Source organism: Lujinxingia vulgaris (assembly GCF_007997005.1).
GTDB lineage: Bacteria > Myxococcota_A > Bradymonadia > Bradymonadales > Bradymonadaceae > Lujinxingia.
Window position 1 is genome coordinate 293,061 of the sequence record NZ_VOSL01000054.1, and the last position, 24,060, is coordinate 317,120.

Here is a 24,060-nt window from a genome sequence, read left to right on the forward strand (position 1 = left end):
CGACCATGACCCCCAACCCGATCGACGACTACCTGCAGCGCGCCGAAGCGCTCTGGTCCGAGGGCACCCACCTCCCCGACGCTGAGGCGCTCCGCCAGCTCGCCATCGACGCCGGCTTCAACGCCGAGCTCTCCGAGCACGCCGACGCCCGCGCGCTTGAGGCCACCGCTCAGGCCCGCGACCTCCTCGCCATCGACGATCCGGACGCCGCCGAGCCCCATCTTCGCCAGGCGGTCCTCCTCTCTCCGGTTCGCCTGGAGGCGCACATGCTGCTGGCCAGCCTCTACGCGCGTCGCTTTGAGACCTCGGGCGACACCGAGCTCCGCCAGCAGGCTCGCCAGCTCGCGCTGCGCTGCCAGGAGCTCTCACCGAAGCACACCCCATCGGCCGAACTTCTCAAAGAGCTCGGCATGGTCGAGCAGCGCGACACCATGTCGTGGAAACAGGCCGCGCTTATCACGGCCATTCTGGTCGGCATCAGCGCGTCGATGTCGCTCTGCGTGCGCTACACGATGGTGCCCCCCGAAGACGAAAACGCCCGCGAAGAGGTCCGCGAGCACTTCGAGCAGACGCCCCCGCCTCAAGAACTCCCCTCGCGCTGAGTTCACGATTAGCTCTTCGGCCCGCCGATCACCGGCTCAAAGACATAGGCCTCACCGGTCTCGTGGGCGTAGAGCATATCGATCGCTGCCCAGGGGATGTCACAGAAGAAACGCTTGCCCTGAAAGGAGAGCGAGGCCCGCACGCCCTGGCCGTCGTAATCAAAATCGGCCAGGTGAAAGTTATGCGAGAAGTTCAGGCGTAGCTCCGGCTGCCCCAGAAATCGCGACGGCACGATCACCCCCTCGACCCGCGGGTCCAGGGTGACCATCACCATCCCCTCCTCAATGAGCCGGGAGAAGAGCGCGAGCTTGGCCGCCGCCCGCGGATCGTCGGGCGCTTTGGGCTGGCCCGGCGCTGGCGAGCGCCGCGTGTCGGAGCGACCAAAGGGAAGACGCACCACGTTGTCGACCTCCTCAGCCCCCTCCTCCTGAGACGCCTCCTCGACGTCCGCCGACGAGGTCTGGGCCGCACGCTCCTCGGAAGACGCGTCGGCCTCCTCGGCGTCTCTGGCGCCATCCTCACTGGAGTCGTGCGCCGGAAAGAGCCTGCGAACCTTCCCCGTTAACTCGTCGTCGCGCTCGCTCATCTGCGTGCTCCTTGGTTGAACTCGTGCGGGGGGCTCAGGCCCACCCGCCCGAGGGCGGGACGTGCGCCCCCGACCTTAACTTTCACCATCGCGCTGCATACGAATACGCGCGCCGGAGAGTCGTTGCGCCTGCTCGCGCGCCCGATGCTCTTCATTGGCCCGGACCAGCGCGGCGACAATACCGCGCAAATTCGCAAGTTCGAAGGGCTTGCGCAACCAGGGGTTAGGAAGCTCATCGAGCATCAGACGCTGCGAACGCGAGCAGGCGCTGGCCGTCATTGCCACCAGCCGCTGCCAGTAGCGTGGCGCGTGCCGCCGCACCCACTGCACCGTCTCCAGGCCCGCCCCACCGCGCAGACGCACGTCGCAGATCACCACGTCGTACTCCGGAAGCGCCTGCCCCAGCGCTCGGGACGCTTCCTCCACATCGGTGACCACATCGACATCGTGCTGGGCGCGAAGCACCCGCTTTAAGCTCGCCCCGATCGTGGGGTCCGGGTCAACCACCAGCACCTTTCCCCGCCGCTCACTCTCGGCCTCACTCTCAAAGACCTCAAAGATCTGCGTGGTCGGCTCACTGGCCGCCGGCAAACGAAGACGCATCAAGCAGCCTCCCTGCTCACCACGCTCGGCGCGAATCTCGCCGCCACAATCCGCCACGATCTGATGGCAGATCGCAAGCCCGAGCCCGGTGCCTCTGGAGGCCTCTTTGGTCGTCACAAAGGGCTCAAAGACGTGGGGCAAAACCGCCTCATCAATGCCCGGGCCGTTATCCTCAAACTCCACCCAGACCCAGTCGCCCTTCTGGTACGAACGCACCACCACCCGGGGCTCACCCACGGCCGCATCGCTGAGCGCGTGGGCGGCGTTGATGAGCAGGTTCATAAAGATCTGCCCGAGCTGCGCCTGACTCATGGTCACCGGCGAGGTCGACCCGAGCTGAAGATCGATCTCGATGCGCGGCCCCATCTCACCGCGCGCCATGCGCACCGACGAGAAGAGCGGCTGATCGATCCAGGTCGCCGAGGGCATCCCCCGCTCCAGCGCCGAGAAACTCTGGATGCTCTCGACGACCCCGCGAATGCGCTCGGCCCCCTCCAGCGCAGAGCGCAGCCCGGCGAAGACCTCTTCGAGCCCGTGGCTCTCATTGTCCTCATAGCCGCGCGCGCTCATCCACAGGTCGAGCTCTTCGAGCGCAAAGTCGAGGTTGGCGTGCACATAGGAGAGCGGGTTGTTGATCTCATGGCCCACGGTCGCGGCCATCGTGCCCATAACGACCAGGCGATCCATGCGCAGCCGCTCGGCGAGGATCGCCTTCTTCTCGGCCACCCCGCTGATCATCAGCTGCATGGCGTCGCGCCCGTCAAAAACAATGGGCTGGGCGCTGGCCTCCACGCTCAGCGTGCTGCCATCGGCGCGAACCGCCCAGGCCTCGGCGCTCTCCACGCTCTCGCGATGCTCCACCGACTCCAGATACGCCCCGGAGCGCCACCCGTCGAAGAGCTCCGCCAGCCGCCGCGCCTCAAAGTCGTGCGGACTCATCCCCCAGAGCCGGTGGGCGGCCTGGTTGGCAAAGAGCACCTCATCGCCCCCCACCACCACAATCGCCGAGCGCGACATCTCCACCACCGAGCGGTGGCGCGCCTCGCTCTCGCGCAACGCCTCGCTGACCATTGCGCTGCTCAACAAGAGCCCGGCCTGGCTTGCAGCGACCTTCAAGAGCTCCAGATGCCAGGCGGTAAACGCGTCGGTGATGCGATGCACCGACGCGTAGATCACCCCGGCGATGCGCCCCTCAATGCTGTAAGGCGCGCAGATGGCGCTGCGCAGGCTCAACTCAAGAATCGACGGCGCCCGCCCCAGCACCGGGTGGTTAGGAAGATCGTTGATCAGCAACGGCTGACCGCTCTCAAAGACCCGGTTGACGATGCTCGTGGAGAACCCCTCCTCGTCGTAGCTCTCGCTCAGGTCGTCGCCATACTCGCTGGTAGCCTGAGCGCGGATCTCCAGCCCCTGGCCGCGGCTGGTGAACAGAAAGACGTGATCGGCATTGGTCAGCTCACGTGTCGCCTCGACCAGGCGCCGAAGCGCCCCGCCCTCGGCCTGACCCGACAACACATGCCTTGTAAACTCATAGAGTTTACGCAGGCCCTCCAGCTCGCTGGTTGACTCGCTCATCGGCTCCACCTCGCCATACGTCTCCTCCCGCTTAAGGCTTCATGGTATAGATCCACCGTTCGAAAATAGAAAGCGCGCTGCCTGAAAATCACTCGCCTCACCACCTGCTGTGTTTACGCTCGCCGTTGGAACGCGCGTTGTAACAGGGCCTTCCGCACCGCCTGCACCCGGAGACGCGACCCCCGTGTCGCCATCCCCCAACGTTCCAGAGCGATCGCTGCGAGCCCTGGCTTACTGACCCTGATGGAGGTTCGATGTCTGCATCCACACCCGGCGCCCCTCACCCCGATCTTGAAGCGCTGCAAGAACTTCTCGACGCTCGTCAGCTTCTTCCCTTGCTCCCGATGATCTATGTGGCATGGGCCGACGGCGAGCTTCACGAGCGAGAGATCCTCGAGCTGCGCGAGCGCATGACGAAGATGCTGGGCTTGAGCGCCAGCGATCAACAGGTGCTCGCCAGCTGGCTCGACCCCGAGAACCCGCCCGGCCCGGTGGCGCTGCGCTACCTCCTGCGCGCCCTGCACCGCGACGGCGGCGCGCTGGCCACCGATGAGCGCCTGAGTCTGGCGGAGCTGGGCATGCGCATGGCCCTGGCCGCGCCCCCCGAAGAGGGCTCCCCCGGCGATGAGGAGTTGCGCGCCTCCCTGCGTGAGATCGAAGACGCGCTCGGCGTGGTGGGCGAAGAGGCCACAGAGCAACTTCGCCCCGAGACGCGCGAGGCCGCCGCCCAGCCCCCTTTGCGCAACCTCGACTTTGAGCCCGCGAAGCTCGGCGCGCTCCTCGACGCGCCGCACCGAGACACCCGACAGATGGTCCGCGAGCTCCTCGCTGGCGAGCAGTTTGAGTACACCGACGGTCTTCCCCTGAAAGAATACCGCGAGCTGGTCGTCACCTGGCTCAAAGCCCTGGCCGACTCCGGCATTGGCGAGCGCTGCGTGCCCGACAAACGCGCCGATGGCACGCGCGATATGAGCGAGTTTCTGGCGATCTTCGAGTCCCTCGGTCATTTCGACCTGAGCCTGCTGGTGAAGTTTGGTGTGCAGTTCGGCCTCTTCGGCGGCTCGATCATGTTCATGGGCACCGAACACCATCACCGCACCTACCTGCCCCGCCTCGCAAGCCTGGAGCTGCAGGGCTGCTACGCGATGACCGAGATGGGTCGCGGCTCGAACGTGCGCGAGTTGGAGACGACCGCCACCTACGACCCGGACTCCAAATCCTTCGTCATTCACACCCCCACCGAGACCGCTCGCAAAGAGTGGATCGGCGGCGCGGGCACCTATGCGACGCTGGCCACCGTCTACGCCCAGCTCATCGTCGAGGGCGTCAACCACGGGGTGCACGCCCTGCTTGTGCCCATTCGCGACGACCAGGGCCAACCGATGCCCGGGGTGCGCATTGAAGATCAGGGCCTGAAAATGGGGCTCAACGGCGTGGACAATGGCCGCATCTGGTTCGACCAGGTGCGCGTGCCGCGCGAGAACCTCCTCAACCGCTATGGGAACGTCAGCGAGGAGGGGCATTATGAGAGCCCGATCCCCAGCCCCAACAAGCGCTTCTTCACCATGCTGGGCACGTTGGTGGCCGGCCGCCTCGGCGTGAGCGCCGCCGGCCTGAGCGCGGCCAAATCCGCGCTGACCATCGCCACCCGCTACAGCGATCAGCGTCGCCAGTTCGGGCCCGCCGGCGCCCCGGAGATCCCGGTGCTCGACTACCGCATGCAACAGCGCGCGCTGCTGCCCCGCATCGCCACCTCCTACGCGCTGACCTTTGCGCTGCGCGAGCTCACCCGCCGCTACAACAGCGTCGATCCCGATCGTCGGCAGACCGAAGCGCTGGCCGCCGGCCTCAAAGCCTACGCCTCGAACTTCGCCCTGGGGGCCACCCAGGCCGCCCGTGAGGCCTGCGGAGGTCAGGGCTACCTCTGGGTCAACCGCATCCCGGCCATCCGTACCGACGTCGACGTCTTCGCCACCTTCGAGGGCGCCAACGTGGTGATGTTGCAGCAGGTCGCCAAGGCGCGCATTGGCGAGTACGCCCACGAGCTCAACGACGGTAACTTCTTCACCATGGCCCGGGTGCTGGCCCGCCAGGCCACCCGCACCCTCTCGGAGACCAACCCCGTCGTCACCCGCAACACCGACACCGAACACCTCGACGACGCCGACTTCCAGCTCAGCGCGCTGAGCTACCGCGAGAGCGATCTGGTCTCCGGTGTGGCGCGGCGCATCAAGCGCCGGATCGACGATGGCATGGACAGCTTTGAGGCCTTTAACGACTGCCAGGATCACGTCATCGCCGTGGCCAACGCCAACATCGAGCGCTTTGTCCTGGAGTGCTTCATCAAGGCCGAAAAGGCCACCGACGACGCCTCGCTTCGCCGCGCGCTGAGCCAACTTCGTAAGCTCTTCGCCCTGAGCATCATCGAGGCCGACATGGCCTGGTTTCTGGAGAATGGGTACGTCCAGGGGGTCAAAGCCGCCGCGATCCGCGACCGGGTCAACACCCTCTGCGCCGAGCTTCGACCCGACGCGGTGGCCTTTGTCGACGCGTTTCAGATCCCCGACGCACTGCTCTCGGCGCCGATCGCCTTTGCCGATGGCAAAGCCCCGGCCGACGCGCAGGAGCACCACGCCCGCGGCATCGCTACGGACTGAAGCGCCACGCTACGCCCGACCTCCGCGCGCCTCATCCACCTCATCGAGAGCCAGCGCGTGGAGCTCGTTGTCGTAGCTCTCGTAGTGTGCCTCACAGGGTGGACCGTCGGCGTGCTCAAAGCGCACCCGCTCTCCCAACGCCACAATCGTGGAGGAGCGGGTGCCGTAGCCGAGCTCCGGCATATGCACGCACGTGCTCTCAAAAGGCTCCTGCGCATCCCGCCAGGCCATCGCCTCAATCAGCTCCGCGCGCAGCGCGTCATCGAACTCGCGCCACCCCGCCGAGCGCAACGCCAGCCGCTCCAGCCGTTTGGACGGCCCGGCCCCAAAGCTGCGCTCGCTCAACGCGTGGTACCCGGGCGCGAGCACCTCTTCGCGAAACACCGTGCCATCGCTCCAGATCACCTGTGCGCCGGTGCGGTCGGCCAGCAGCAGATGAAACCCGCCGTAGTCCGTCGGCGATAGCCCCCGAACGTGCTCCAGCGCCTCGTCCACGCCCGACCTCCCCAGCGACGTCCACACCAGCTCCCCGCGCGATCGATGGTGCGGGCGTCGCTCCACCTCAAAGCGGTTGGTGATCGCCACGAAGAGCCCGGCCTCATTGAGCCCCAGCCACGTTCCCCCGGAACGCTCATCGCGAGGCGCGAGCACCCGCATCCCCTCAATGCTGCGCAACGCCGGCGCCGACGCCGGCCGCGCATAGGATTCGTCGCGGTTGGCCACCACAAAGAATGGACACTCCGACGCACAACGGGTGGCAATGAGAATGGTGCACATCACGCTCACTCCTGATCAGGTTTTGCGAAGACCGCCGTAGATTTGGACATCTTCGCCCGCTTGCTTAGTCTCTCTCCACGTGGATCAACGCTCAAGCACTTCCTCTCTTCCCGGGACGCCCGTCCCTGCTGCCGAGGTCATGATGTTCAGGCGTCTTCTCGCTCTCCTTCTCGTCGCGATGCTCTTGCCAGCGGCGGCCTGCTCCAACCAGCGCAACGCCCCCGCCGACAACCCTCAAGATCCCGACGACTTCGATCTGGAGGAGCCCGCCCCCGACGACTCCGAAGATGACGAAGCCAACGCCGACGACGATGACCAGGCCGACGCCGACACCCCCGACGAGCCCGACCCGGAGCCTGACCCGCCCCGCGATCCGGTGGAGTGGGAGGCCTCCATTGTCGCCACCGGCCTGGCCGCCCCCTGGGATCTGACGGTGACCCCCGGCGATCGCGTCTTCCTCACCGAGCGCGACTCCGGCCGCGTCGGCGAATACGTCGACGGGCGCACTCGCCGCCTGCGCCAGTTTCCGGTCGACAACGCCGGCGAGGGTGGACTTCTGGGCATCGCCCACTCCCCGAACTTCGCGCAGGACAACCTCCTCTACGTCTACTACACCACCGAGGAGGACAACCGCATTGTGCGCTTCGACCCGGATAACCCGGCCGAGCTCGACCTGGTCTTTGAGGGCATCCCCCAGTCACGCATCCACAACGGAGGTCGCATCGACTTTGGCCCTGACGGCATGCTCTACGTCGGCACCGGCGACGCCGCTCGCCCGGCGCTGGCTCAGGATCCCGACTCGCTGGCCGGCAAGATCCTGCGCATGACCCCCGATGGCGAGCTGCCCGACGACAACCCCACCGCCGGCTCCTTCGTCTACTCGATGGGGCATCGCAACGTGCAGGGGTTGGCCTGGGACAGCCAGGGCCGCCTCTTCGCCACCGAGTTCGGCCCCAACGAAAACGACGAGGTCAACCGCATCCTCCCCGGCAACAACTACGGCTGGCCCGAAGTCACCGGCCAGGCCAACCAGGAGGGCTTCACCGATCCGATCTTCGTGCAGCAGCCCCCGGATGCCTCCTGGAGCGGTCTTACCGCCTCGGTCCAGGGCGCCATCCCCCAGTGGGATGACAACCTGCTGATCGCCTCGTTGCGCGGCCAACGCGTCTGGCGCCTCGCGCTCAATGAGGAGGGCACAGAGGTCGTCGAATCCGAGGCGCTCTTTGTGCGCGAATGGGGCCGCCTGCGCGCGGCCGTCCAGGCGGGCGACGGCTCGATCTGGGTGCTCAGCAACAACCGCGACGGCCGCGGCACCCCGCGCGAGGGCGATGACCATATCTACCGACTCGGTCCGCAGTAACGCATAGGTTCTCAACGTGTCGCCGCGCCGCGCCCCGGGGCGCGGCGCGGCGTTGCTGGCCTGGCCTCTGCGACCTTGCCGGAGCGCGGCAACGGTGCGTCTCCAGCGGCCCGGGCGCAGGAAAACGCGCCCGAACATTGACATTCGCCGGCAGCTGACCTACGCACTTCGCGACGCCCCCCCGGCGCTCCGGCCGCACCTGATGCGGAAGAAGCCCGGCCCCCGGCGCGTTGCTGACCGACACCATCCCCTCCCCCCCCACAAGTTCATAGGATCCGCTCATGCCCAAGATTATCTGCGCCGAATGCAAAGCGATCGAAGACGTCGCGCAGGCTCCTCCTCCCGGCACGCGCGCGATCTGTGGAGCCTGCCAGCAGGCGCGCATCGCCAGACGCAAAGGCGACAAAAAGCACATCCCGCGCCGCAAACACGGCACCCGCGTGATGCTGCCTATTACCTGCAGCGAGTGCGGCAAGCACGACACTCTCGACTACATGCCCAAAGGCGCCAAACTCGAAGAGGTGCTCTGCACCGCCTGCGCTCGCACCCTCTTTGGCTCCGACTCCCCCTGGGCCCGCACCGAGCAGGCCAAACGCCGCGAAGAGGAGCGCGAGTCCAAGACCTCCTGGGAGTTCAAGTGCGCTGAGTGCGGCCGCCAGGATCTTCTTCCCTTCCGCCCCAAACCCGGCGAAGACTTCTTCTGCAAGCGCTGCCACCAGGAGCAAGAGACCCCCTCCAAAGAGCGCCTGGCCGGTCGCCAGAAAGCCGGCGGCGGCGTCTTCATTCGCAAACGCGACAAAGCCGACTCCTGAGCCCGGATTGACAGCGTCGGTCCCCCCTCACTACAACCGACGCTTCCCGCGACGCCCCCCGGTCCGATCTTCGGCCCCGAACCTGCCTAACCCCGGATTTTGAACATGTCCGAGCCCACCCTCCTTGAGCGCGCTCCCCTGGCCCCCACCCTCGACGAAGACGCGCTGCACAACGCGCTGGTCAAAGCGACCTTTATCGAGGCCACCGACCAGGCCCTGGTCTTCGACCTGGGCGAAGCGCGCAAAGCCCACGTCGCCCGCGAGGAGCTCCCCGGCGAGCTCCCCTTCGCCGCCGGTCAGGAGGTCAGCATCCTGGTGGAGCAGCCGATGGCCAACGCCTGGAGCGCCTCTTACACCAAGGCGCGTAAGCTGCAGACCTGGGAGTGGCTCGAACATCTGGCCAAATCTGGCGAGGTCGTCGAAGGCACCATCACCGGCGAAAACAAAGGCGGCCTTTCGGTGGACATCGGGCTGCGCGCCTTTTTGCCGCGCAGCCACGTCGACCTGCATCGCGTCAACGACATGACTCCTTACATCGGCCGCCGCGCCGAGTTTCAGGTCGTGGAGTTCGACAAAAAGCGCGGCAACGTCGTGGTGAGCCGCAAAGCCCTCCTCGAGCGCGAGCGCAAGGCCGAGCGCAAATCGCTGATCGAAGATCTGGCCGAAGGCCAGCGCTTCACCGGCACGGTGCGCAACATCACCCACTTTGGCGCCTTCATCGACATCGGCGGCATCGACGGGCTCCTGCACGTTACCAACATGAGCTGGGGCCGCATCGATCACCCCTCCGAGCTCCTGCGCCCGGGCGATGAGGTCGAGGTCGTGGTGCTCTCCTGGGATCCGGCCAAAAAACGCCTGGGCCTCGGTCGCAAACAACTTCTGGCCGACCCCTGGGAGAAGATCGACGAGCGCTACTCCGAGGGTCAGACCCTGGAGGGCGAGGTTGTGAGCCTGGCGGACTTCGGCGCGTTTGTGGCGCTGGAGCCCGGGCTCGAGGGCCTGGTGCACGTCACCGAGCTCTCCTGGACCGAGCGCATCAATCACCCGCAAGACGTGCTCAAGCTGGGACAGAAGATCGCCGTCAAGCTCTTGAGCATCGACAGCGAGAACCGCCGCTTGAGCCTGAGCGTCAAAGCGCTCAGCGAGAACCCCTGGAACGCGGTGGTGGAGCGCTACCCGGTGGGCTCGGTGCAAAAAGGCCCGATCAAGAACATCACCGACTTCGGTCTCTTCGTGGAGCTCGAAGAAGGTGTCGAGGGCCTGGTGCACGTCAGCGATCTCTCCTGGACCGAGAAGATCGAAAACCCGCGCGAGCACTTTGAGGTCGGCCAGGAGGTCGAGGTCAAAGTGCTCGACGCCGACGCCGACAACCAGCGCATCGGTCTGGGCATCAAGCAACTCACCAGCGACCCCTGGGAGCAGGCTGCCGAGACGATCAAGCCCGGCCAGAAGGTCGACGTGGTCATCACGCGCCTGACCGACTTCGGCGCCTTCGCCGAGATCATCCCGGGCGTCGAGGGCCTGATCCATATCTCGGAGCTGAGCAACGACCGCGTCAACTCGGCCTCTGAAGTGGTGCGCCCCGGCCAGCAGGTCAACGCGCTGGTGATGAGCTTTGAGCGCGCCAACCAGCGCATCGGCCTCTCGCTCAAACGCGACGAGCTCGAAGACGAGTCCTCCAACCTGCGCGAGTACTCCGACGAAGACGCCTCGGCCGCGACCCTGGGTGACATCCTGCGCGATCGCCTCGGGCTCGCTGCCAGCACCGACGACAAGGCCGACGAGCCCACGGCCAGCGCTCCCGACAGCGACGAGGCGGCGCCGGAGCCGGACGCGGTAAAAACCACCGACGACGTGGTGGAGACCACCGACGAGGTCGTGGAGACAACGGATGAGGTTGTGGCGACCACCGATGAGGTCGTGGAGACGAGCGACGACGTGGTGCGCGGCGATGACGACGCCGCCGACGGGCAAGGCTCCGAAGAAGAGACCAAGACCGAGCAATAAGGACGTTCGGGAACACGTCGGCTTATACGCGCGTTCCGAGCGATGTGGGTTGACGTGGTCCTCACACGTGCTCAGGAGGACGACCTCCCCCCTACCCCAGGGGCGCTACCCCCAGGACGACCTGGCCCTTTCGAACAAGGATGTCCTATGGCCTGGTTGTACCTGACCCTTGCCGGCGTACTGGAGATTGTCTGGGCGTACGCCATGAAGCAGTCCGCGGGATTTACGCGGCTCGTCCCCTCCCTCATCACGCTGATCACCATGGCGGGCAGTTTCTGGCTGCTCGCCATTGCCATGCGCACCATCCCGCTGGGCACAGCCTATCCCATCTGGACGGGGATCGGCGCCGTGGGCACGTTTCTCATCGGCATCATTCTGCTCGGCGAAGCGATGACCCCGCTGCGACTTGTGGCGGCGGTGTTGTTGGTGTCGGGGCTGATCTTGTTGAAGATCGCGAGCTGATCGCCCACGCATCCCCCCGCGAACCCGGTGCTGCGACGACGCGCCAACCGTTTCGACCCGCGCCCCCAAAAAAACAAACATTCCCCAACAAAACCAACAACTTAGCAGGAAACCCCAGGCGTGCCAGACAAAAAAACCGACGCCTTCGCGTCGGTTTTTTTGATCCCTGCCTTAACATCGTCGCGCTCAGCTCAGGTAGTCCTCGCGCAGCTCATCGAGGTAGCCGTCTTCATCGTCGAGGGGCTCGGCCGGGCTCGACGAAAGGTCTTCATCCGTGCGGTTCTCGTCACCGGCCATCCGACGGCGGGCCAGCGCCACGACGGCAACCACCGCCAGGATCAACCCGACGACAATGGAGCCCAGCAGTTTGGCGTTGTCTTCCGCCGGGGGCTCGACCACCTCAAAGCCCTCGCCGTAACGCTCCAGGAGCTCAGCCTTGATGGCCTCTTTCTCCATGCCCTCGCTGGCCATCTTCTGGATGTCCATGCGCGCCACCCCGGCGTTGGCCGAGGGGCACATCGCCAGGGTTTTGCCCGGGCAATAGGGGCTGTAGATCTCCTGAGAGATCTCACGGGTCATCCGCGAGACCTCATCGGCGGTGCGCGCCACATCCTGGGCCAGCGCCAGAGAGGCGGGAGCCATCAAAGCCAGCGCGAGCAGCACGGCCGCGCCTCTATGTCGTTGTGTTTTCACCACGTCTCCACTCCGAGCCAACCTTTGCGAAGTTCGCGCGCCTTCTGCGAGGCGTCCGCGCGCACCTCCAGCTTGTAGGACTTCGGGCCGGGCTTGGCCAGCGTCATCGTCAGCGTATGCAGCCGCCCGCGGCGCAGCACATGCACGTCGACGACATCGCCCTCCTCATAGTCGATGAGGAGCTCATCGGGGTCGCGCTCAGCGACCTCCCAACGATCGATGGCCACGAGCACGTCGCCGGCGCAGAGCCCGGCCTGCTCGCCAGGGCCACCGCCGAGCACTTCCCGCACCACGCGCCGGTCATCCTCGGCGCGCGTCACCGCCTTAATGCTCGCCCCGCCCCGCTCATCGTGCACGGGCTTCAGGCGAAGCCCCACCGGGGCCAGAAACTCCTCCCAGGCGATCTCGTGGGTGCCGCGGATGTAGCGGTCGAAAAACTCGGTGGGGTCCGCGCCGCTGACCTCGCCAACGGCCGCCTCAAACGCGCCGCGCGGGTAGCCCTCGTCACGGGCTTTATAATGCTCGCGGTAGAGCTTGCGCAGCACGTCGGCCAGCGTGCGCTCGCCAGCGGTCTTCGTGCGGATCCACAGGTCCAACACCCAGCTCACAAGCTCGCCCTTGAGATAGTACGAGACGGTGGAGTTTCGGGTGTTCTCATCGGGGCGGTAGAACTTGATCCAGGCGTCGAAGCTCGCCATCTCCAGCGAGTGCAGAAGCCGCCCCGGGTATTGCGAGAGCTCCAGCACGCGCTTCTCCAGCAGCTCAATATATGCCGCCGGCGAGAGCAGGCCTGTGCCCATGAGGTTGTAGGTGTCGTAATAGCTCGTGACGCCTTCGACCGCCCAGAGGTCGTGGGTGTAGTTCTCATTCTGATAGTCAAAAGGCCCCAGCGCCTCGGGGCGCAGGCGTTTGACGTGGTAGGCGTGAAAATGCTCGTGGCAGAGCAGACGCAGGAAGTTCCCGTACTTGTCGCCCAGGTTGCCATCCTCATCGAGGGCAACCTTATCGAAGCCCCGCGCGTCAAACATATTGACGCTGCTGTGGCGATGCTCCAGCCCGCCAAAGCCGCCGTCGACCAGGTGGTTGATGAAGACGTAGCGCTCGTAGGGGATCTCGCCAAACATCTTCGCATTAACCTTCACAAGCTCCGGCACGTGCTTTTTGAGCGCGTCGACATCGGCGTTGCTCACGCCCCACATCACAAAGCGGTGGGGCACGCCCTCAACCTCGAAGTCGAAGTAAGGGTGCGGCCCGAGCTCCACCGGCGTGTCGAAGAGCTCGTCGAAATCGGCGACCTCAAAGTAGGTCTTCGAGCCCTCGGCCGGCGCCAGCCCGCAGAAGATCTCCCAGCCCTCCGGCGGCGAGATGTGCAGGTCGATGGCGTCGTCGAGTCGACCGTCGGGGTACATGCAGGTGGCCACACCGTTGAAGAAGGCGTGGCTGGTGTCGACGTGGTTGGTGCGCACGGTCAGATCGTGGGCGTAGACCTGGTAGGTGACGCGCACCTGGTCGACATGAGCCACGTCGATCTTCCAGCTGGCCTTGTCGATCTTCTCAAAGCGAAGCCGCTCGCCATCTTTATCAAAGGCCGCAAAGCGCTGAACGTGGCGCGCATACTCGCGCACCAGATAGCTCCCCGGGCTCCACACGGGCATGCGTAAGACCAGCTCGGAGTCGTCGGAGAGCGCCATCACGCGCATCTCCACCTCAATAAGGTGGGTCTGAGGTTGGGGGACCTGAATTCGAATCGCGATGGGCGCGCTCATGGAAGCTCACTTGCTCGATGAAAAGGTTGGGCAGAACGACAGGGCAGAACAAAAAGAAGGGCCCTCTGGCGAAAATCAACCGCCAGAGGGCCCTCATTATTCACAGCGTGCACCGCGGCGCAAACGCCGCGGCCTGCTTACTGCGCGTCGGCGTCGTCTTCGAAGATCCGGCGCCCGAAGGTGATCTCGTACTCGTTGGGGTTGTTGACCGCGGTCATCGCCCCGGTGAAGAGATCGTCGTTATCGCGGCTGAGCTCCAGGGTGTAGAGCTCGTCGAGATCGGTGGTGGGATTAAAGGTGATCGTCAGGTCATCACCCTGCAGCTCCACCGAGTTCAAGTCGCCGGTAAGACCGTCGAGCATCTCGGAGAGACCGTCCATCATCCAGTAGGTGCCCTGAGCTTCGGTGGCACCCTGGTCGTGGAAGATGTCGAAGTAGGCCACCGGGGCGTCGTCCTCGGCCATCGCCACGCGCCAAGATCCGCTGAGGATGCCGGTCTCAATAAGCTCGGCGTCATCGTCCATCATCTTCTCGTCGTCTTCCGAGATCGGATCCCCGGTATCGGGATCCTCATCGGGGACTTCGGTGTCGGGCTGGTTCTGGTTATCGCCCGGGACCGTCACGCTCCCACGCTCACACCCGATGCTGAAGCCAGCGCTCAGGCTCAGAAGCGCGATGATGGCCAGGGTTCGGCCCAGCGCCCGCAGGCGCCGGGAGACTCGTTGTTCGCTATCGTTTCGCATCACAAGACCTCGTGTTGGCTTAGTTGATCGGCATATAGACGCTGGCACAGTGAGGGGCATTGCCGCGAATGCGTCCGCAGAAGTCGGAGCAGGCAATGCCGGGCTCGCGCACAATCTCGATATGCCCGTGGACGGCGTGGTAGCCGATGCAGCCCCTATCCCACGAGATGATGGCGCCACGAGGGGCATCGGTGGTGGCAATGTCGACCTTCTGCAGGCCAATCGAGCGCAGCACATCGGGGTTGGCGTCGGCGTTGCAGCGGAAGCCGAAGGCCGAGAGCTGGAAGGTATACGCCGAGCAGGGGCCGTGACCTTGGAGCTTATCAAAGTTGATGCCCGCACGACGAAGCGCACCCTTCACACCCGCCCAGCAGCGACCCAGGCTGTAGCCGTTGTTGCCCGGTGAGCAGCGCTGCGCTCCGCCGGTCTCCTGACACTTGGCCGCCTCGGTGGCCAGACGCTCGGCCATCGCCGAGTCGACGTTGGCGTCCGGGTAGTAAGGCAGCGCGCGGCGATCTTCGGGGATGGTGCCGTCGAAGTCGGTGATCGTGACACGCACCTCGCGGCGAGCAACTTCGTTGCCGTTGGCGTCGAGTCCGATGGCGAAGATCACGCGCTCGCCGAAGAACTCGTAGGTGTAGCCTTCCTCAAAGTTCGAGGAGCGGTCCGAGGAGGTGCCCAGGTGGAAATTGTCGTGCTCGGCCTCGTAGCGGACCTCCACGATGCGGGGGTCGCTGGCCACGACCTTAAAGGTCATGTCGGGGCGGTACCAGTGGCCGGCGCGCGGCACGATGAACTCCAGTCCGCCGCCGTTGGGGCCTTCGGCTTCATCGTCTTCATCGTACACGAAGTGCTCGGTGCCCAGCGTCCAACGCTGATTGCCCTGGGCCGCAGAGTCGAGAACCTTCCAGATGGAGCCGTCGTTGGAGAGGCTGATCTTGGCGGTGCCGTTTGGCGAGCAATCCGAGAGCGCCACCGGGTAGCCGGCCTGGGTCACGTAGAGCACATCGCCCTTCTTGACGGGCTCCTGCAGCTCCACGATGAGGTCAGCACCGGGGGGAACGCCGGCGGCGGTCTGTGCGCGGTTATCGCAGCTGGTGTTGTCGCTGGCACCGATCGCGGCGTTGGCGTTTTGCACCCCGGGGCTGCAGGCGACGCGAGCGGCGTTGACCACCGTGCCGTCGGCCTTCTCCACGTAGATGGCGTCGACCTCATAGCCGTCGAGCGGACTGTCGCTGTTGGTGGGCTCCAGATCCACGCCGCTGACGCGCACGTAGCGGTAGGAGGCCACGTCCTGACCGTCGACCTGCTCTTCCTCGTCGCTGTCGCCACCTTCGCAGACGGCGTCGGCTTTGGCGTTTGCCAGAATCGAGTCGAAGCGGCTCATCACCTGCTGGCCCGGGCACAGCGTCGCGGCGCGCTCGCCATGGCCCTTCACCTGGGTGCGGTTAATGGGGATGTTGTACTTGTCGCTCAGGTGACGGATCAGCCGCGAGAGGCTGCTCAGCTGGGCGTCCGAGGGCGGCGTGCTCAGGTGGAAACTTCCCAGAAGCGAGATGCCCAGGTTGCCGGTGTTCTGGTTACCGACGTGCGCGCCGACCTTATTCTCCGGAGTCCCCTGGTAGATGGTGCCGTCGTGGGAAATCAGGAAGTGGTAGCCCACGTCGTGGAAGCGGCGGTTGAAGTGCATCTGCTGAATCTTACGCACTTCGTTGGCGCCGTCGGCCACCCCGTTGGCGGTCACGGTGTGGTGCACCGTGATGCGGTTAGGCGTATGGGCCGGGGTGTTGTAGCGCGGTGCACGGGCGTTCCAGGCCGAGCGCGGCATGATCCGAACCGCCTGGCTCGAATCGGTGCAGCTCGGCGTGTTCGACCCGCCGTCGTTGCCCGAACCACCCGAGCTCAGGCCCGAGCAGACGTCGCCGCCGCCCGGGTTACCCCCGTCGTCGGCGCACTGGCTGTTGGGGGGCACCATCGGGCGGATGTCGTCGCCGTAGTAGAAACGCAGGATGCGCTTGTAGTCCCAGCCGTTGTTGGCCAGGCAGGCTGCGCCGTTCTGGCTCTTGGCGCCCCGGTTGGCCGGGTTGACGAGGCTTCCCAGGTGGGTGCCCTGCACGCCGGAGCCGGTGCGACCCTGGTTGTAGGTGACCCACTTCTCGGTACCGGTCGGATCGCGGTCACCGCGCGCCGGGCGGCAGCTGCTGGTCGAGGGAATCGCCCCGGCCACATAAAACGCCGCCGCCAGGCGACCGTTATGCGTCAGGACCTGACCGCGGGTGGCGTTGACGGCGTCGCGGTGGCGCTGCTCAACCTGCGCGTGGCTGCAGTCGTAGACCTGGTCGCGGGTGGTCGGAACCAGCGGGCGACGCTCCGCCTCCACGATAAACGCCGCGTACGTACGCGCGGCCACTGCCTGCGCTTTGAGCGCCTCCATCGGAGCGTTGCCGTTCTCACAGGCAATGACGCTGGGGAGGTAATCCTCCTCAACATCAACCGCTCCGTAACCCTCGACTTGAACCGAGCAGAAGGAGCTCAGCTCCTGAACCCGCACCTCCACGGTATCATCGAGATCCAATCCGTCGTTGAAGCCGCAACCCGCGGCCACCATCGACGCGAGAAGCGCCAGCCCCATCGCCGGCCACATCTTCATCACCATCCTCGCCATTGTGTCGTCCTCTGCTGAGTCGATTTCCGTTAGAGCGGCTCCGAAGTCACACCGATGAATCCGGACAGGCCGCGCCACTGGCACGGTGGGTTGAGTGTGCACGAAGTATACCGACCCCGCAAAAGAGGATCGCATTTATTCCCGTCACAGCCGTAATTCGACGCTATATCGGAGGATCGCGGCACGGGTACGTTTATGTAGGACAACCCCTCACACCTCACCACAGACACTTACCCATCGGTCAGCTTCGCCCGTCCTCACCCGATCATGTGGACCTGAGCCCCCAACGTGCCCGATAAGGTGTGACAGAAGTGCACACCCCCTGCGCAATACCTGACCTCACGGTCAACGCAAAGGGGGCGGCGCACCCGTCGGCTCCCGCGCGTTGACACCCGCGCGCGCCATTTCTAGGTTGCCGCCTTCACGCGCGCACCGGTCACTCCGCCCCTTCGCGCCACGGAGCTGCTATGACGACCCTTGAGATCATTGACCGCCCCATCCTGATGACCGGTTTTCCGGGATTTCTGGCCACCCATCTGGTCGAGGAGTTAGCCCAACGCACCGAGGCGTCCCTGGATCTTCTGGTGCTGGCCTCGGAGATGGCGCAGGCCACCCGTCGGCTGGAGACGCTCACCAGGCGCCACCCCTCGCTTGAAGGTCGCGCGCGGCTGGTGCGTGGCGACATCACCCGCGAGCACCTGGGGCTCTCGTCGTCGGACTACGATCGGCTACGGGGTAGCGTGGGCGTCGTCTGGCATCTGGCGGCCATCTACGATCTGGCCGTTCCCCGCGATGTGGCCTTTAAGGTCAACGTCGGCGGCACCCGTCAGGTGCTCGACTTCTGTGAGTCGTGCAAGGAGTTGGATCGCCTGAACTACGTCTCGACCTGTTACGTCTCCGGCGATCGCCGCGGCACCTTCCGCGAAGATGAGCTCGATCTGGGGCAGGGATTTAAGAACCACTACGAAGAGACGAAGTTCTGGGCGGAGGTCGAGGTGCAGCGCCGCTCCGCCGAGATCCCCACCGCGATCTTCCGCCCGGGCATCACCGTGGGCGACTCGCGCACCGGCGCCACCGAGAAGTTCGACGGCCCCTACTACGTCTTCGGCCTCCTGGAGCGCCTGCCGGAGTGGATGCCCATCCCCAATGTGGGCCGCGGTGAGGCAAAGGTGAACATCGTGCCCATCGATGTGCTGGTAGCCGCGCTGGCCGCCCTGGGTCACGAAGCCGGCAATGAGGGGCAGGTCTTTCAACTCGCCGATCCCAACCCGATGCGCTCCCGCGACATCATTGAGCGCACCCTGGAGCATATGGGGCGAAGCCCCGCCGTGGGCAGCGTGCCGGAGTCCCTGGTAGAGAAAGCGCTGGCCAACGCCCGGCTCGAATCGTGGACCGGTGTGCCCCAGGAGGCCCTGGCCTACTTCAACCACCCGGCCCACTACGACACCCGCCAGGCCAACGCGGCGCTGGCGCGCCACGGGATCGAGTTCCCCCACTTAAGTTTCTACCTCCCCACGCTGCTCGACGCCTTCGCGCGCCGCGACGAGGCGTAAGCCCGCCGCCCCGCACGCCTCTCCCACCTCAGGCGGTAGGCCGCACGTTGGAGGGCGCCCCGCCTCAGTCCAGCTCCGGCACCGAGGGCGCGCCCGGACCGGGCAGCGGCTGCTCGCTGGCGATCCCCAGCAGCTCGCCATAGGGCTCATGTGCCCCCAGAGAGAGGCGGCTGATGGCGGTCGATGCGCCGTCGCCCTGCACCGGCGCCGGGGCCACGAGCGTGTTGAAGTACACCTTCATCGGCAGCTGCCAGCCCATGATCTCCATATCATCTTCGACCAGGGCGACGGCCGTGCCGTAGCGGTTGCCAGCGCCGAGCACCGCCCTCAAACCGAACCCGTGCCCCAGCGCTCCGGCCGGCCCCTGCCCTGCGCCCAGCTGGAAGTTCCCGCGGGAGGGCGCGTCGTTGAGCATGTCGTGGGCAAAATCACTCTCGCCAATAATGCCCGAAGCGCTCCCGGTGCGGTGGGAGCCGGCACCGGCGAAGTTAAAATGCGAGGCCGCGGGTGCGGTGCGTGCGTTGGACTCCCCAAAGGTTCCGGCGCTGGCAAGCCCGCCGTAGGTCTGCGTCTCCTGTATACGCACCCGCGGCGCCAGCAGAGTGTAGTCGTTGACCGGGGGCTGCTGGTTGACCTTGAGCAACGCGTGCGCCCCGGCCGGCGTCGGGTGCACATGCACCTGGAGCGGGTCGCCCGCGTTGACGATCTGATCGGCCTTGCTCACCGGGATCGCCTCATACCAGAGCTGGCGGTAGGCCGTGCCCCAGGCCTCGGTGGAGCTACGCCCCGCCGCGCCAAGCTGACCGATGGCAATAAACACCGTGATGAAGATCGGCAGCGTCATCACAAACTCGGTCAGCGTTGTGCCGCGCTCATCGCGGCACAGCAGCGCCACCCGACGCTCCAGCATCGCCCGCATCCATCGATTCATCGGCTTACCCCGTCAATGGTGCTCTGGCCCATGCCACGGCTGACCTTCTCCATGTAGACCATGTCGTCAAAGAACTCGCTGCCGCCGCCGGCCCCCTGCATCCGGGCGCTGGCGCTCAAGTGAATGATGCTGGAGTGGTAGAGGGCGTTGAAGTCGAAGCCCACCTGCTCAAACTCCCTGGGGAGCGCCACCGGCCGCATCCGGGCCGTCCACGCCGCCTCCCACATCGTGGGGGCACCCTCGCCCTGGAACGAGATCTCGGAGCGGGCCATCCCCCAGTAACCTTCCGGGCGGTAGGAGCGCATCGAGTCGTCGTAGTGGTAGTCCTGCGCGGGCACCGTGAACTTCTTTCGGCGCTCGTCGTAGTAGCTGGCGTCGGCGTGGTAGGTCAGCGTGATGTTGGAGGTGTCGCGCAGCCAGTGGGCCTCATTGCCGTTGAAGTAGAGGCGCCAGGGGCGACCGAACTCACCGATGTCTTCCTCGGTGCGCTGAAGCCCGAAGCTGAAGAGGGCCGTCGCGCCGCGCTGGATCACCGCGGCGTTGGCAGCACCCAGCTCCGAGCGCTCGCGGTGGCGGTCGGTGTTCAGACGATGCTCCCACTGCCAGGTCTCCCGATCGTACATCCCCTCGTCGACCATATTGGCCCAGAACTCCCCGGGGCGAGCCGGCAGGCGATCGACGGTGGAGAGGAAGTTGAAGGGGACCTGACGTCCTGAGGCGTTGATGATCTGCTGCGGAAGACCCTCAATGCCCGAGCGCGGCGTGCCCTGGGGCACCGGAAAGCTCGACGCCATCGTCGCGCCGTTGCGCTGCGCACGGACCACCACCTCGGTCCAGCCCCACCAGGGTGCCATATCGCTGATGTAGCGCTGGTAGTTGTCCAGCGCCCGCATGTCGGCCTGGTAGTAATCGGCGTTATCGCCGTAGGTGCCGTAGTCGTTGTCGGCCTCTTTCCAGTAGAGCTCCAGGTTTCGCGCGAGCTCTTCGATGTCGCAGGAGGGCGACTGCGCCTGGCACTCCGCGTAGCGCGCCATCACCCACATCCCGTAGGACGCGAACATGCTCTCGTAGATCGCGTGCACGCCCACGATGGAGCGTTTGGCGATGTTGGAGAACGCCAGCATGTTCATCGCCCGCGCCTTCACCGAGGCCTGGCTGTAGGCGGCGGCGTCGGCGCTGGTCTGGGCCTCGATCTTGTCGCGGGTCACCTGACCGGCGTCCATGACCACCCAGGCCATCAACATCAGGATGAGCACCGCCGCAAGGCACAGGAGCAGCACCGCCCCGCCCTGCTCGGTATCCAGCGCGCGCAGGCGCCGGGCCGGCTCAGAGTTCCGGAGTTTCAGCATTCGGCTGCACCTGCGCGGGGAGAAGGAATTCGCGAGTGATCGTCGAGAAATTTCCCGAGCGCCCCCCGACGCTGGACTGCTCGCCAAAGATCGCGCCGACGAGCGGGAAGGCGACGTAGTGCTGGTAGGTCAGGCTGGCCCCCACGTCCTCACCCCGGGTTACGACCTCCACCTCGGTGGCCAGGTACGCGAAGGTGATCTTTCGGGAGGTGCGCTCGGGGAACGACGAGCCGTCCAGAGCGCGCCAGAAGGCCGCGTCCTCGTTGGTGGCCGCGTCAAAGCCGGCCTCCTGCACCATGCGTCCGGAGTCGTTGGGTGGGCTCTCCACCTGGCTGGCCATCATCATCCCGCGCATGCGCTCGAGCACCGCCGAGCCCTCACCGCCGGACATCTGATGGTCGCCGGGCGCCACCGGGGCGAGCGCCGCCGCAGCCTGAGCGCGCGCATGGTCGATGACCATCGCGTCGGTGACCCCGCGGCGCGCGCTCTGATCATTGAGCGGCTGCGTCTCGGGATGCCACACCCACACCGCTCGCCCCGCCTGCACCGCCGCATAGTTCGCCAACATCCCGGCGATGTTCACCACGGCGAGCTGCGCCAGCCCGAAGACCAGCAGCAAAAGTACGGGCATGACGATAAGCGTCTCGGTGGCCACCGCACCGCGGGCACGCACCAGGCGTGGCGAGCGCTGGCGCGCACCAAAGCCCTGCAGGGCGCGGCCGGCGACGACGAGCGTGGCCCAGACCAGCGCTGAGAGCGCCAGATGGCCTGCGACCGGGCCCAGCCAGCGCGAGGCGGCCCAACCCTGAGCAAGCTCAACCTCCAGCAGCGCGCGCAGATGGCCCGGGCCTACCACCCACACCAGGCCCACAAGCGCCACCATCCCCGTGGCCGCGACGTGGCCCAGAGACGCCACTGACGCCTCGATCCAGCGCGGACGGCGGGCGCCTTGCGTGTTCAGGTTCTGGGGGTGTGGGCCACTCATCTCAATCCTCAGACATCGCGGGTCGGGTCGAGCTCTCAGGCAACGCGAACGCCTCCTCGGCGCTGACGGCCGGGTCTTTTGCAAAGACGGGGCCAACCCTCTCGGGGTACTCAAATGGGAGCAAAAACCACCCACCTTGCCCTACACTGTGCCACACTGACACACCTGACCGAACGTTTAACCACAGCAGACCCCGCTCTTGTAACGCCTCGCAACGCCGAGCGAGGCCGCGCGCGGCGTAATACGCGTCCGCGACGCTCGCGACCTGGCACGGTGTCGGACTCGGGGTGGAGGGGCGCGACGGCATCATGGCTCTTCTCATTGAGGACGCGGCGCCTGAACGCGCTGAAGGCTCTTGAGCGCCGCGGCGGCGGCCTCCGGTGAGCCGCCTCCCAGCTCGCGCATCCCGGCGAGGTCCCGGGAGAGAGCGCGTTTGGAGCGCTGGCGCGCCGACTCCATCTCGTCGTACTGACGCTGCTCCTCGGCGCTCATAAAGGCCCAGTCCGGCCGCCCCAACCTCTGGCGTTCTGCCCCGTTGGGCGCTGCCGGCCGCGGCTCGTACAGATCTTCGATGGTGATCGGCCCCTGGCGACGCTCCTGCGACCTACGACGCGCGTCGCCCCGCACGATCGACCCGCCCAGCCCGTCGACCAGATAGGCCGTGCGCGCCTTATTGACCGCGAACATCGCGTTGTCGATTACCGACTGACGCACCGCCTCCCGCGCCGACTCGCACCAGGGCACCACATCGACCCGCTCCCCCTGGGCCGTGCTCGCTACCCCCTCACAGGTGCGCTCGATCATCGCCACTCCGGCATAGGAGTAGAGCGGGCTGTCGATCTCCAGGCCGCATTGGGTCTGCACACTTCGGGAGAGCGCCTCGGCGATGGCCTCGGGACGGCGGTGGCTGCCAATAAGCTCGCAGCCCAGGCGCGTCGTCCAGTGAAAGAGGTCGGCCGCCTCCCAGCTCAGCGTCTCACTATAAGGCCCGGGCGACATCAACGTCGCTGCCGGCACATCGACCGCCTCGGACAACCTCTCAAAGAGATCCTCGGCGATCTCGGGCTCCATCGTTGCGTCCACCGCCACCCGGTCGATGCCCTCGGCGCTGACCGCCTGCGCGCAGCACCCCGCCACGCCCGGATGGCTGCTTCCCAGCGCGCAGCTCAAGAGATGGGGGCGCGCCGGCGACCGGCTCACCGCGGCGATGGTGCCAAAGGCGTCGGCCGCCTCACAGCTGACTTCCTCGCTGATCACCTCCGGGCTCATCCACCCCTGGTACCACTGCTCGTGGAGGTAGCGCCCCATGCTGAGCACGATCTGGGGGTGCTTCTCGGCCGCCTGCGCCAGGCAGCTGTCGGCGACCGCCGGGCGTAGCGCCAGAACAGGCTGCAGCCGGCTCTTCACCAGCTCACTCGATCCCTCCAGCATGGCCGTGCAGGCGCGGGTCGCCACCCGCTCGGAGCGATCGGAGCTCCCGCGCACCAGGGCGTCCACGCCCAGAAGATCCCCCGAAAACATCATCATCAACGCGCGGTACGGCCCGGCGTTCCACGCCAGAAACGGGAGCCCGAAGCTCATCACCACCAGAGTCACCGGCAGCATCTTCTTGAGGCTGCGCACGCGCTGCTGCGCGGCCGCCACCACAAGCACCGGCAACGCCACCAGCAGCAGGTAGGCCATCACCGGCACCGAGGGCGCCAGCCACTCCGTCACGGTGAACAGCGCCACGAGCATCGCCCCGGAGAGCGCCGCCGGCACGATCCACCGCCCGCTCTTCCAGGCGTCATCGGGTCTTGCGCCGGTGTCATACATCAGCGTGACGTTGACCCGCCTCGAACGATCTCTACCTTGGCTCATCACTCGCCTCAATCACCTGCTCTGGGGCCGGGGACGCTCACTGCGGCTCACGATGCCAGACCACGAGCGCCTT

18 protein-coding genes are annotated in these 24,060 nt (G+C 66.1%); 7 read left to right on the top strand and 11 right to left on the bottom strand.

Features of this window, described 5'->3' with window-relative positions; all coding sequences use genetic code 11:
• The first annotated feature begins 5 nt into the window (after nucleotides 1–5).
• Entirely contained in the window at nucleotides 6–602 is a 597-nt protein-coding gene (locus FRC96_RS13705) for a hypothetical protein (RefSeq protein WP_146975118.1), read from the top strand.
• An 8-nt stretch (nucleotides 603–610) separates the two neighbouring features.
• Here FRC96_RS13705 and FRC96_RS13710 read toward each other — a convergent pair whose 3' ends face one another.
• A complete protein-coding gene (locus FRC96_RS13710; RefSeq protein ID WP_146975120.1) occupies nucleotides 611–1,189 on the bottom strand; it encodes a ClpXP protease specificity-enhancing factor SspB in 579 nt (192 codons plus the stop codon).
• A gap of 75 nt (nucleotides 1,190–1,264) precedes the next feature.
• Nucleotides 1,265–3,367: a hybrid sensor histidine kinase/response regulator gene (locus FRC96_RS13715; RefSeq protein WP_146975122.1), complete on the bottom strand. Its 2,103-nt coding sequence runs from the start codon at nucleotides 3,365–3,367 to the stop codon at nucleotides 1,265–1,267.
• 254 nt (nucleotides 3,368–3,621) lie between these two features.
• Here FRC96_RS13715 and FRC96_RS13720 point away from each other — a divergent pair, with 254 nt between their 5' ends.
• Entirely contained in the window at nucleotides 3,622–6,024 is a 2,403-nt protein-coding gene (locus FRC96_RS13720) for an acyl-CoA dehydrogenase family protein (protein ID WP_146975124.1), read from the top strand.
• A gap of 9 nt (nucleotides 6,025–6,033) precedes the next feature.
• On the opposite strand, the gene FRC96_RS13725 is transcribed toward FRC96_RS13720, so the two are convergent.
• A complete protein-coding gene (locus tag FRC96_RS13725; RefSeq protein ID WP_146975126.1) occupies nucleotides 6,034–6,801 on the bottom strand; it encodes an NRDE family protein in 768 nt (255 codons plus the stop codon).
• Nucleotides 6,802–6,943: 142 nt separating this feature from the next.
• Between FRC96_RS13725 and FRC96_RS13730 the strand changes: the two genes are divergently transcribed.
• The 4 genes from FRC96_RS13730 (at nucleotide 6,944) to FRC96_RS13745 (ending at nucleotide 11,442) form a co-directional block, all read left to right on the top strand.
• Nucleotides 6,944–8,161 carry a PQQ-dependent sugar dehydrogenase gene (locus FRC96_RS13730; RefSeq protein WP_230470243.1) on the top strand — a complete coding sequence of 406 codons (1,218 nt, stop codon included), beginning with the start codon at nucleotides 6,944–6,946 and terminating at the stop codon, nucleotides 8,159–8,161.
• Nucleotides 8,162–8,442: 281 nt separating this feature from the next.
• Nucleotides 8,443–8,973 (top strand): hypothetical protein, encoded by a 531-nt coding sequence (locus tag FRC96_RS13735; protein ID WP_146975128.1) that lies wholly within the window; start codon nucleotides 8,443–8,445, stop codon nucleotides 8,971–8,973.
• A gap of 105 nt (nucleotides 8,974–9,078) precedes the next feature.
• Complete coding sequence (locus FRC96_RS13740; RefSeq protein ID WP_146975130.1) at nucleotides 9,079–10,980, top strand: 30S ribosomal protein S1; 1,902 nt, start codon at nucleotides 9,079–9,081, stop codon at nucleotides 10,978–10,980.
• A 147-nt stretch (nucleotides 10,981–11,127) separates the two neighbouring features.
• Nucleotides 11,128–11,442, top strand: coding sequence for a DMT family transporter (locus tag FRC96_RS13745; RefSeq protein ID WP_146975132.1), 315 nt, complete (start codon nucleotides 11,128–11,130; stop codon nucleotides 11,440–11,442).
• Between the two features lie 186 nt (nucleotides 11,443–11,628).
• Here the strand turns inward: FRC96_RS13745 and FRC96_RS13750 are convergent, their stop codons facing one another.
• The 4 genes from FRC96_RS13750 to FRC96_RS13765 form a co-directional block, all read right to left on the bottom strand.
• Nucleotides 11,629–12,135: a cytochrome c-type biogenesis protein CcmH gene (locus FRC96_RS13750; protein ID WP_146975133.1), complete on the bottom strand. Its 507-nt coding sequence runs from the start codon at nucleotides 12,133–12,135 to the stop codon at nucleotides 11,629–11,631.
• A complete protein-coding gene (locus FRC96_RS13755; RefSeq protein ID WP_146975135.1) occupies nucleotides 12,132–13,901 on the bottom strand; it encodes a M61 family metallopeptidase in 1,770 nt (589 codons plus the stop codon). Before FRC96_RS13755 ends, FRC96_RS13750 begins: the two co-directional genes overlap by 4 nt.
• 137 nt (nucleotides 13,902–14,038) lie before the next feature.
• Complete coding sequence (locus FRC96_RS13760; protein ID WP_146975137.1) at nucleotides 14,039–14,644, bottom strand: hypothetical protein; 606 nt, start codon at nucleotides 14,642–14,644, stop codon at nucleotides 14,039–14,041.
• 19 nt (nucleotides 14,645–14,663) lie between these two features.
• A complete protein-coding gene (locus tag FRC96_RS13765) occupies nucleotides 14,664–17,309 on the bottom strand; it encodes an N-acetylmuramoyl-L-alanine amidase (protein WP_230470244.1) in 2,646 nt (881 codons plus the stop codon).
• 467 nt (nucleotides 17,310–17,776) lie between these two features.
• Here FRC96_RS13765 and FRC96_RS13770 point away from each other — a divergent pair, with 467 nt between their 5' ends.
• Complete coding sequence (locus FRC96_RS13770) at nucleotides 17,777–18,862, top strand: SDR family oxidoreductase (protein ID WP_146975141.1); 1,086 nt, start codon at nucleotides 17,777–17,779, stop codon at nucleotides 18,860–18,862.
• A 64-nt stretch (nucleotides 18,863–18,926) separates the two neighbouring features.
• Here the strand turns inward: FRC96_RS13770 and FRC96_RS13775 are convergent, their stop codons facing one another.
• The 4 genes from FRC96_RS13775 to FRC96_RS13790 form a co-directional block, all read right to left on the bottom strand.
• On the bottom strand, nucleotides 18,927–19,793 hold the full coding sequence (locus FRC96_RS13775; RefSeq protein ID WP_146975143.1) for a TadE/TadG family type IV pilus assembly protein: 867 nt from the start codon (nucleotides 19,791–19,793) through the stop codon (nucleotides 18,927–18,929).
• Nucleotides 19,790–21,142, bottom strand: coding sequence for a Tad domain-containing protein (locus FRC96_RS13780; protein WP_146975145.1), 1,353 nt, complete (start codon nucleotides 21,140–21,142; stop codon nucleotides 19,790–19,792). Before FRC96_RS13780 ends, FRC96_RS13775 begins: the two co-directional genes overlap by 4 nt.
• A complete protein-coding gene (locus tag FRC96_RS13785) occupies nucleotides 21,120–22,127 on the bottom strand; it encodes a TadE family protein (protein ID WP_146975146.1) in 1,008 nt (335 codons plus the stop codon). Before FRC96_RS13785 ends, FRC96_RS13780 begins: the two co-directional genes overlap by 23 nt.
• 318 nt (nucleotides 22,128–22,445) lie before the next feature.
• Nucleotides 22,446–23,987 (bottom strand): hypothetical protein, encoded by a 1,542-nt coding sequence (locus FRC96_RS13790; protein ID WP_146975148.1) that lies wholly within the window; start codon nucleotides 23,985–23,987, stop codon nucleotides 22,446–22,448.
• Between the last annotated feature and the right edge of the window lie 73 nt (nucleotides 23,988–24,060).